The 11081-nt window shown below is 38.4% G+C and carries 10 protein-coding genes; all 10 read right to left on the bottom strand.

Translation table 11 applies throughout. From position 1 onward, the window contains the following. On the bottom strand, positions 1 to 609 hold a 609-nt coding region (locus ACI4WO_RS04905; RefSeq protein ID WP_439806444.1), incomplete at its 3' end, for a thiamine pyrophosphate-binding protein. A gap of 13 nt (positions 610 to 622) precedes the next feature. Next, positions 623 to 2089, bottom strand: coding sequence for a glycosyltransferase family 2 protein (locus tag ACI4WO_RS04900; RefSeq protein ID WP_439806443.1), 1467 nt, complete (start codon positions 2087 to 2089; stop codon positions 623 to 625). 29 nt (positions 2090 to 2118) lie between these two features. Further along, positions 2119 to 3081: an aldo/keto reductase gene (locus ACI4WO_RS04895; RefSeq protein WP_439806442.1), complete on the bottom strand. Its 963-nt coding sequence runs from the start codon at positions 3079 to 3081 to the stop codon at positions 2119 to 2121. Beyond that, a complete protein-coding gene (locus tag ACI4WO_RS04890) occupies positions 3068 to 5026 on the bottom strand; it encodes an FkbM family methyltransferase (protein ID WP_439806441.1) in 1959 nt (652 codons plus the stop codon). Before ACI4WO_RS04890 ends, ACI4WO_RS04895 begins: the two co-directional genes overlap by 14 nt. Before the next feature lie 4 nt (positions 5027 to 5030). Further along, positions 5031 to 6224, bottom strand: a complete 1194-nt coding sequence (locus ACI4WO_RS04885) for an FkbM family methyltransferase (RefSeq protein ID WP_439806440.1) — start codon at positions 6222 to 6224, stop codon at positions 5031 to 5033. After that, entirely contained in the window at positions 6221 to 7156 is a 936-nt protein-coding gene (locus ACI4WO_RS04880) for a transketolase family protein (protein ID WP_439806439.1), read from the bottom strand. The genes ACI4WO_RS04885 and ACI4WO_RS04880 overlap by 4 nt, the downstream gene beginning before the upstream one ends. Next, on the bottom strand, positions 7153 to 7977 hold the full coding sequence (locus tag ACI4WO_RS04875) for a transketolase (protein ID WP_439806438.1): 825 nt from the start codon (positions 7975 to 7977) through the stop codon (positions 7153 to 7155). Before ACI4WO_RS04875 ends, ACI4WO_RS04880 begins: the two co-directional genes overlap by 4 nt. Beyond that, positions 7970 to 9049, bottom strand: a complete 1080-nt coding sequence (gene rfbG, locus ACI4WO_RS04870) for a CDP-glucose 4,6-dehydratase (protein WP_439806437.1) — start codon at positions 9047 to 9049, stop codon at positions 7970 to 7972. The genes ACI4WO_RS04875 and rfbG overlap by 8 nt, the downstream gene beginning before the upstream one ends. Then, positions 9042 to 10160, bottom strand: coding sequence for a radical SAM protein (locus ACI4WO_RS04865; protein WP_439806436.1), 1119 nt, complete (start codon positions 10158 to 10160; stop codon positions 9042 to 9044). The genes rfbG and ACI4WO_RS04865 overlap by 8 nt, the downstream gene beginning before the upstream one ends. Positions 10161 to 10179: 19 nt before the next feature. Next, positions 10180 to 10959, bottom strand: a complete 780-nt coding sequence (gene rfbF / locus ACI4WO_RS04860) for a glucose-1-phosphate cytidylyltransferase (RefSeq protein WP_439806435.1) — start codon at positions 10957 to 10959, stop codon at positions 10180 to 10182. Positions 10960 to 11081 lie beyond the last annotated feature (122 nt).

Below are 11081 nucleotides of genomic sequence, written 5' to 3'. Positions count from 1 at the left end.
AGCGTCTTTAAGTCTTTTAACCGTTTCTGTAACATCTATATTGTATACCTCAGTTTCAGGTTCAAAGCCCGTCATTTCCTCAGGAATCTGTTTATTCTGAACATCAATCGGAATATCCAGCCAGACAGGACCTCTTCTTCCCTCCATTGCAAAATAATATGCCTTTTCCATGTGATAGCGTATGCTTTCCGGAGTCATAACAGCAGCAAAATACTTGGTTACAGGAGAAATCATAGGCTCAAGATTAAGACTCTGAGTACCTTTTTGTCTTATACCGCTGTCAATCTGATATTGCAGTATTTTTGAATTTGCCTGTCCTGAAACCACAAACACAGGCGACGAATCAGTAAAAGCTCCAGCAACTCCTGTAATTGCGTTGGTAGCTCCCGGACCTATTGTTACAAGACACGCTCCCGGAACATCTCCCACACGTCCGCAGCCGTCAGCCGCCATTGCCGCAACCTGTTCATGGTGACAGCAGTAAGCATTGAGTTTTTCATTTCTTTTCAGTGCATCTGTAAGCCACATTGCTGAGCTTCCCGATACCATAAATACATTTTTTACTCCTTTTTTCTCAAGGAAATCAAATATATACTCTGAAACTGTCATTTTGTCCTCCTGTTTATTTTGCTGTTATCCAGTAATTTTCAATAAGAAGATTCTGCATGATTGCATTTTTATCTCCCTTTACATCCATGCTTAAAACAAGGGATGCTATCTGGGTTTTCAGCATATCTTCTATATTGTGCATCGTATATGTAACATCAGCATGTTCTATCCCAAAATCCGCTATTTTATTTAGTATATCATTATAATTCATCCGTCTGGGATAAGTATCATTTTCTCCAAGGGAAATATTCAGAATACTAAACAGACTCCGGATGTCATTTGTATTGCTTACCGGAAAAATCAGATATCCGTTTTCTTTTTTTAATCTTACCAGTTTTTTCAGAAGCTTAAAAGGGGCATTGTAAAGATTTACAGCCTCTCCAAGAATGATAATATCATACTTGTTTTCTTCATTAATAATTGTGTTTTCAATATCTCCGCATACAACACAGTCTGAAATACTTCTGAGATCAATATAATATCTGGTATCCGAAGTATAGGCTTTACAGGTACCGGATTTCAAATTATTTTTTCTTAAAAAATTCTTTGCCTCAAGAAGAGGTGTTCCGCATTTCACATCAAGTACAAGAATATTTTTAGCTTTTTCATCTTCAAACCTTACATTTTCAAAAGCAAAGCCCATATAATTTCCGGTATCTGCCCATGCGTCAATACCGTCATATTTTTCTCTGAAAAACTCCCGTGACTGCTGACTTATTGCCATTCTTTCCGGTGGAAGTGCAGTCTGGTTATGGTCATGATGTACAAAGGTATCCTTACAAAGCATAAGCTTATAACCTGCACGTCTTACTCTGAATGTGAATTCATCGTCTCCGAAATCGTGCATAAAACCCACATCATACATTCCCACAGCATCAAATACTTCACGGCGGTAAAGGGTAGCCGTAGGGATCAGTCTGATTTTCTCTTCCCATTTGCCGGGATCACTTACATTGAATTTATCAGCCTTATCCTGCATTTCTTCGATACTTTCAAATCCGCCTAACGATTCAAATTGTAAATTGCTTATATTCGTTGATGCTGGAACGATCATTCCAATGCTTTCATCACTTTCTGCACAAATCAGCAAGTTTTCAAGCCAACGTGAGGTAACTATAACATCATTATTCACAAGTACTATATATTTTGTTTTAAGTAAATGCATAGTAGCATTTACTGCGTATACTCCTGTTATATTTTTAGAAAACCTTATTACTCTTTTTTTAGGGTATTCAACACTTTCAAAATAATCTGCAATTTCCATATCCGGTGTTCCGTTATCCATAAGTATAAGATCATATCCGGGGTTAGTATATTTTAAAATGCTTTCAACACAGTTTTTAGTCTTATCAAGACGTCCATAAGCCTGAACTATAACTGATACATTGTTATTTTCCGTTCCATACAAATAAGAGCGAACCTTTTTATAATGCATTTCTGTTGATGGTCTTGAGAGATTATCACAATTTATTATTTCCATATTTTTCTCCAATGCTAAATATAATTATATTATAAACTATCAAGCTTGCTGATAGCTTCATGTTCCAGTTCATAGTCACAACACCTTAAAATATCTTCAAGCTGTGACATATCCGAACAGCTTACAAGAGCTGTTCCCTCAAGAGGATTTGACGTAATATATCCGCTGACAACTGATGTTGGTGAAACATTATTTCCCTGACAGTATTTTTTAATAAAATCAAGCTTTTTTAAATTACGTTCTGTTTCAATACGATGTTTCAAAAACTCGTCCACATTTTCCAGTCCATTTTTTACAGCTTTCTGGAAAAATCCCTTGCACTGGGACGTGTACGCCATACCGAACATATTGTTATTTATCATGTAATTATACATGTTTTCGTCCATATGAGTAGTATTGCTGTCATTCCACATTTCATATTTATATTCAGCCAAAGACCACCATGTCTGAACTGTACGGAAAGGTTCCATACCATGTTTTTTGGCATATTCATTTGCTTTATAAAGTCTTTCAAAGCTCCAGTTTGCAGCGCCGATTATTTTAACCTTGCCTTTTTCCTTAAGATACTGCATTGTTTCTATAATTTCTTCAACAGGTCTTTCAGGCTCATCTCGATGGAGAAGATAAATGTCAATATAATCAGTCCGCAGAGCTTCCAGACTTTCCTCAAGCTCCTGACTCAGCATTTCTTTTGATAAATTTATAAACCAGTCATGCCCCTTGTTTTTTACTCCGCATTTTGTGGAAATACATACATTGCGGCGGCAGCCTCTGGAATCCATCCATTTACCAATACATTCCTCACTTTTTCCTCTTCCGTTTTCCACCCATTCATAGTAATTCCGGGCAGTATCAATAAGAGTTCCTCCGCCCTCATAAAATAAATCCAGCATATCAAAGGAAAGCGATTCCGAAACCTTCGTTCCGAACCGTCCGGTTCCCAGTCCGATCTTTGATATCCTGACATCCTGTATATTTTTAATATATTTCATCTGCTACCCTTTCCTCCGGTACGGCATATAAAATCGTTTCATTTATGTTCATATAGCTTCTGAGAAAAAGCCTGTGATCGGGAAGCATATCGTGTATTTTTATGGGCAGCTTCCACAAATCATCGCATTTATGATAAATTGCCATAGCAATCAGCGGTTTGTACTTTTCTATAGTTTTCGCAGCTCCCTCAAGGAGCTTTTCCTCAAACCCTTCAACATCTATTTTTATAAATGTGGGAACAATATTATATTTATCACAAATATTGTCAAGAGTATCTGCTGTTACATCAAATCCGCTACTGCACACAATGGAATTTTCATTTAAATAATTTTTCATTTTTAAAGTTTCCGGTTTGTCTGACAATGCACATCCGATTATATGAATTCGTTTGTCCTTTGCCATTGGCAGCTGTTCTATTCTGCAAAAATTTGCCGGATCCGGCTCTACAGCATAATATTCATTAAATTTACAGCTGTTATTTTCACAGAAAAATTTAAGTATATCTCCTCTGAACGCTCCGCAGTCGACAAAAACCTCGCTGTCATTTTTTCGGTAAACATCATAGGCAAAATACTGCTGATTCATGGGCAGTTCATTAATCACAGCACTGTGATTTCCGGCGGCAAATTCAATAATACCTTTATATGTTTCCCTGGAAATATCATCTGCAAGCAAGTTGTTTACCAGCTGAATCTTTTCACAGTTTTCATTCTGCCAGTTTTCAGGCATGTGAAAAATCAAAGGCTGATTTTCAAAAAGCTCTTCCATATATGACAGTTCATAAATATATTTTATATTTTTATATCCCAGTTTTATAAGATTTTCTTTTATTTCAGGATAATATTTATCAGTCAGCATACAGACAATTACAATGCTGTCAGTATTTTTGCACTCGTATGCCGGACTGATTTTTATTCCGTTAAAGCATTGTCCGTGTTTTTTAGGATCAGCGTCAAAAAAAGCTTTCGGCAATATGTTTTTTGTGGCAAGCATATCTGAAAAAACCAGTCCGCAGTACCCAGCACCATAAATTATTACATCTTTATTCCGGAGTGTTTCAAACGCAATAGCAGAAAACATTTTTAATGCACCCTTTTCAAAGGAGATCCTGCTTTTCCATCCTGTCAGTTTTCTGAATTTATCAGAACAGAATATGAAATCAGGTGATTTCTCACTGCCGTAAATCACCCGGCTCTGACTGCCTGTAATACATTTTAATCTTTCAATATAGTCGCAGAAGCGCTCCCCGGAATTTGAACTCACATTAAAAATTCCGTTTTCCGGATACCTGACAGCAGAAATAATAGCTTCCGCCCCGTCATCAGCATTCAGAAAATCATAATGATGTTTACCGTCCGAATAAAACATTACATCATTGCCTTTGAACATACTGTTCATTACATTTTCAAGCATCTGCTTTTTTTTCGGGAAAAATCCATAAACACTGTGAAATCTAAGCTCTGTAACAACAGTGTCCCCAGCGGATTCCTTAAGGCTATAATATAAGTAAAGCTTTCCTTTGCCATAAGGCGAAATGGTACTTTTATCAATTATAAAGTTTTCATCAATCCTGCCGTACGCTTTGCCGTATTCTGACTGACTTCCCGTCAGAATAATTTGCTTTACACGGCAACACTTTAATATTTCCAGTACCTGATTTTTCAAAGCCCTGGCACATGCCATATTAATATCAGAATTATTTCTTTCATCCGGTCTGTTGCCTGCCCATGCGGAAACAATAACAGCATCATATTCCGTTTTAAGAGAACTGAAAAAGACTGGATTATCCTCAAAAATATCCCATTCTATATAATTTACTTTTGGATTTTCAGTCGTTTTCCGACCGGCTGCATCTATAAATGCTCCGGCATTTACAAGCTTATCAGCAAGGATTGTGCTTATCAGTCCGGAACAGCCCAGCAACAGAATATTTTTATTTTCCATCATGTCACTCACAATAATAAACAAACGATAAATGATTCATATACGAACGTAGATTGAATTTATAATCCGGTCTGAAGCTTTTTATAAGCATCGGCACTTCCCATAAATCCCATGTTTTGTGATAACCGGCAATGGCAAGCCTTGGCTTAAACGCCTTTATAGTCTGCTCTGCACCCTTAAGTGCCTTAAGCTCGGAGCCTTCTATATTCATTTTTATATATGTAGCTTTTCTGCCCCTTAAGGCATTATCTATTGTAATTGTTTCAACACTTTCATTTCCGATATCAGCCATAAAGCTTCCTGGACCGTTCAGCGAATAAAGCATGTCAGTGCCGCATTTATCATATGCCGCACAATTAAAAATTTCCGTACGCTTTTTTATATCCTCAGGAAGTCCGGCAATAAACTTTTGAAGGTTTTCAAAATTAAATTTGTCCGGTTCAAAACCGTAGTAATGCTCAAACCTGTTACTGTTGATTTTTAAGAAAGTCTGCATACTGATACCGTTAAATGCTCCGCAGTCCACAAAGCATGCGTTTTCATCTGATTCATATAGTCCCGGTTCAAAATACTGATTTTCCTGTGACAGCGTAGGTACTTCAATACTGTCATCAACAAGTCTGAATTTTACGATTTTTTCATAGGTTTCTCTTGAAAGATCATCCTCCAGCCAATCATAAACCATTGCTACATTATCTTTGTTTTTTAACATTATTTCAATGTCAGAACATGAGGGAAGATTATAAGGATCCCCATGAAACAACGCATGGCATCTTCTGAAATAAGTATAATCCACAACATTTTTGCATCCGGCATCCCTGAGTCTTTTATGTACTCCAGTATGTCCGCCTGTTCTCAGGGCTTCTTCAAAGCTTTTGCAGTATCTTTTGCCGTCTGTGTTGATTGTAACGATTACCAGAGTGTTTTCACCGGCACGTGAAATTATATCCTCAGGAGAAATAATTTCAATGCCCTGACATTTTTCTCCCCATTTTTCCGGCTTGCCGTCAGCAAAAAATGCAGGATATATATCAATACAGTTAAGATATTTCAAAAATGCAATTCCGGCACTTCCGGCACCATAAAGAACGATTTTATCGAATCTGTCATTAAGGTCGGATTTCATCTGTTCAATACTTATTTCGATATCAGGTCTGATTTTATTGAACTCATCATAAATTTTATCTATATTATTCATTTCTGTTCTCCGGAAAGCTTTTCCTTAATAGTTTTTGCAACACCTTCAGCGTCAATGCCGTAAAGTCCGTTTAAGTATTCCCTTGACCCGGTAACAGGTGCAAATGTATCAGGAAATCCGAATTTAACAAGCTTTGCATTCGGAGCAATATCGCTTTCAAGCATTACATTTCCTACAGCTGTACCAAGTCCGCCGTTTTTACTGTGTTCTTCCAGAGTAAAAATATATTCATATTCAGTCATGCATTTTTCAACAAGTTCTTTGTCGATTGGTTTAACAGTAGGCATACTGTAAAGGGAAATATTGATTCCGCTGTTTTTAAGTATTTCAACAGCTTTAACACCATCCTTAAGCATTGTTCCGGTAACAAGCAGCACTGCTCTTTCGCCCTTGTTCATTTCAATACCTTTTCCGACTCTGAAATCAATGGGGGCAGTATGAACAACAGGGTCAACGCTTCTGCCGATTCTTATATAAACCGGACTGTTCATCTCATATGCCGCATACATAGCAGCCTCCATCTCAACCGGATCGCCCGGACATATTACTGTCATATAAGGCAAAGACGTCATAAGAGACAAGTCAAAATATCCATGATGGGTAGGACCTGCCGGACCGTAGGCATGTCCTCCGCCTACCCCCACTAAAACCACCGGATTTTCCTGAAAGCATACATCCAGTTCAATCTGTTCAAATGCACGGTATGTCATAAACGACACAACATTATATATAAACGGTTTCATTCCCATTGCCGCAAGACCAGCACCAAAGCTTACAAAATTCTGTTCTGCAATTCCTATATTTACAAATCGTTCCTTGTATTTTTTCTCAAATTCCTCAAATACGGAAAAACCTGTATCGCCTATAACACAGATAACCCTTTCGTCCTTCTGAGCAATTTTATCAAGGACTTTTACAAATGTACTTCTCATGCTCCAAGCTCCTTTAAAATTATTTCAAGCTGTTCGTCGTCAGGGGATTTAAAATGCCATTCAAGACGATTTTCCATAAATGATGCACCTTTTCCCTTTGTAGTATTTGCAACAATAACTGTAGGTGCTGACGGCATTCTTGCCGTTGACGTCATAAGAGCCCGGAGTATCTGACCATAGTCATGACCGTCAATTTCCTGAACATTACATCCGAAGCTGCGGAATTTCTGAGCCATATCGCCCATGTTCATTACTTCAACATCGCTGCCGTATGACTGAAGTCTGTTTCTGTCAATAATAAGAACCAGATTTGAAAGACTGAATCTTGCCGCACACATTGCAGCCTCCCATACAGAACCTTCATTGCATTCCCCGTCACCCATAAGAACGTAGACATTTCCGTCATAACCCATGCAGCGTTTTGCATAAGCCATACCGATTCCCACATTTGCTCCGTGTCCTAAAGAGCCTGCTGACATTTCAACTCCGGGAACAACATATCTTCTGGAATGACCTGCATAATTTTCGCCGTTTACAACATGCTTGTCCAGATCCTCCATGGGAATTATCCCCTTATGAGCCAGTACTGTGTAAAGTGTGGCGGCAATATGTCCCTTGCTCAATATAAATACGTTTCTGTTGGGATCGTCAAGATTTTCAGGAGTAATATTCAGAACTCTTGTATACAAAACGGACAATATGTCGATTGCGGAATATCCTCCGCCGATATGTGAGTCTCTTGTTCTGTGCAGAATTTTTGCAACATCTCTTCTGACTTCCGCAGCAAATTGTTCTATGTCTTTATAATTATTATCAGGCATTTTTCTTTCCTTTCATATATTCATCTATAAATTCAAAGGCTATGTTTCTTGTTTCCTCTCCGGCTGTACGGCGTTTTGAAAACTCAGCCGCCTGCTTTATAGTATCCTCAAAGCTGTAAACCGGCTTCCAGCCCAGCATAGTCTTTGCCTTTGTACTGTCTAGCTTTAAAATATTCGTTTCGATAACACTTTCAAGAGAACCGCTGACTTTATAATCTGCGTCCGGAAACTGTTCTGCCAGTATTCCTGCGGCTTCTGATACGGTCACAAAACCGTCCGGTTCAGGACCGAAATTAAATGCAGACGCATAATCGCTTCCACCGTCACCGCTTTCATAAAGTCTGCGGACAAGTACAAGATATCCGCCCAGAACGTCAAGAACATTCTGCCATGGTCTGACTGCTCCGGGATTCCTGATCTGAGCCTGCACCCCTTTTGAAAAGCAGTCCAGAAGATACGGAAAAAGCCTTGTAAGATTATAGTCCCCACCGCCTATTACATTGCTGGCTCTTGCTGTAGCCGCAGGAATATTCAGCTTTTTTGAACTGAAAAATGATTTTCTGTAGCATTCCGTCACAAGCTCCTGACATGCCTTACTGGTAGAATAAGGATCCTGTGCACCCAGTACAGAGTCTTCTCTGTACCCTTCATCGCTTTCTATGTTTTTATAGCATTTGTCGCTGGTAACCACTAAAACTGCCTTTACCGAATTTACTGCTCTTACTGCTTCAAGAAGATTTACAAGTCCCGTTACATTGGTGTCAAATATGTAGCCTGTTATTTCCGCACCCTTATTCAGGGTTGAATGAGACGCAAAATGTATGACGATTTCAGGCTGAATTTCCTTTACAAATCCCAGAAGTTTTTCCCTGTCCTGAATAAATCCCATCCGGCTTCCGGCTATTTTCGGTGCCGCTTCGGCAAAAAAAGGCGTATTTTCACTGTCCTCCAAAGCGTATCCATATATCTGAGCATCCATATATTCAAGCATAAGGGAAAGCCATGTCCCTTTGAAACCGGTATGACCGGTAAGAAGAATTTTTTTATTTTTAAAAAAGCTTATATCAGTCATTTTTTATATTCAGCTTTTCCCATGACGGCGAAAAGTCCTCTCCCACCTGAATAAATGAAGATTTTCTGTTCCAGTTGCAGTGAGACGACTGATAGCATCTGCTGCACGGTGAATCCATATTTTGAGTGTTTACAAATTCACGGTATTTCTGATATTCCGGCGAATTCCAGACTTTCATGAAATCCTCAGAACCGTCATATTTGAAAAACTTCACCGGTGTCGACATACACGGACGCACATAACCGTCCGAACCTAAGAAAAAGTCTCTCCATGCCACAAAGCAGTCCTTATGAAGCTTATCTCCGGCAGTATCTTCTCCGCAGATGTGAGGAAGCTTTAAAACGATGCCCAGCTCTTCGCCGAGTTTTACAGCTTCATCAAATATTTTTCTTACCTCGTCTTCCATACCCCATAGTGTCTCTTTCATAAGGTCATTGCCGAAAACGGTCAGATAAACTACCTTTACCTCTTCAATTCCTATTTCAGCGGCAAGTCTTACAAGGTCAGGAAGCTCATGAATATTTGATTTCATTGCACAGAAAACAAAGTTTATCCATGGGTATTTCAGTCCTCTTGCCTTTTTTTCCGCAACAATATCTTTAAGATCAGCGGTAATAACATTCAGGTCAGAACCTCTTCTGATGCGTGAATTCGTTTCATAATTTGCCCCGTCAACACTTACTGCAAAAACATCAACATTGTATTTAAAAAGGCTTTCCTTGATTTTTTTCAGATTCATTCCGTTTGTACAGAAATACTTTCTGGCACTGTGTCTGTTAATTATCTCAAGCATCTCATTAAAATGAGGATGAATAGTAGGTTCACCCCATCCCATTAATGTTACTTCTTCAATCGTATCCATCATAGGCTCAAATGACCGAAACAGATCCATATCAAAAGAAGTAAGCTTAAAATCTGCGGCATTTCTACCGCACATAACACAGTTTAAATTGCAGGCATTTGTAAGTTCAAAAACAAGTCTTCTCGGATAAGACTGAAGTATTGTTTTCTTTTCGTCCATTTCTTTTATGTTAAGGTCGGAATTTGCTTTTTGCTTTTCAGTCAGAGGCTTGCCCTCAAAAAGCATTTTAGTTTTAGCTCTTATTATCATTTTTTACTCTCCATTCAGGTTATTCCCATTTTATCCATGGTGCTTTGTTTTCTTCAATAAGGCGGTTTAAAATATTCTGATCTCTCAGCGTATCCATACACTGCCAGAATCCGCCGTGTTTATATGCGGCAAGCTGACCGTCCAGAGCCATATTTTCCAGCGGCACCTGTTCAAACACAAGGTTTGGATCATCATTTAAATAGCTGAAAATTTCAGGTTCCAGAACCATGAATCCGCCGTTTATCCATCCGCCGTCCTCTTTGCTTTTTTCAGTAAAGCGATTTATGATATTATGCTCATCTATGTCCAGAACACCGAATCTTCCTCCCGGCTGAATTGCAGTCATGGTAGCGTATTTTCCCTTTTCCTCATGAAATCCTATCAGCTTGTTTATATCAACATCTGAAACACCGTCACCATAGGTAAGCATAAAGCGCTCATGACCGATATAATCTTTTATTCTGTTTATTCTGGCACCTGTCTGAGTGTTAAGTCCGGTATCAATAATAGTAACACGCCATGGTTCAGCAACGTTGTTATGTACTATCATTTCATTTTTATTTGAAAAATCAAAAGTAACGTCCGAACGATGCAGATAATAATCGGCAAAATATTCTTTTATAACATATCCTTTGTATCCGCAGCATATTATAAAATCATTATAACCGTAATACGAATAATATTTCATTATATGCCAGAGTATTGGATTTCCTCCGATTTCAATCATCGGCTTAGGCTTCAAATGGCTTTCCTCGCTTATTCGGGTACCCAGTCCGCCTGCCAGTATAACAACTTTCATAGTCCTCTCCAATCTTATGATTATTTCAGAATAATTGCTGTGTTTTAAAGCTTTAAAAAAAGCATGACAATTTGCACTTATATATAAAATATATCGGCACATTCCACAAAAAATAAAGATTA

It is taken from the genome of Porcipelethomonas sp. (assembly GCF_051893655.1).
Classification (GTDB): Bacteria; Bacillota; Clostridia; order Oscillospirales; family Ruminococcaceae; genus Porcipelethomonas.
Note: the sequence above shows the minus strand (reverse complement) of the source record. Positions and strands in the feature narration are given on the sequence as shown.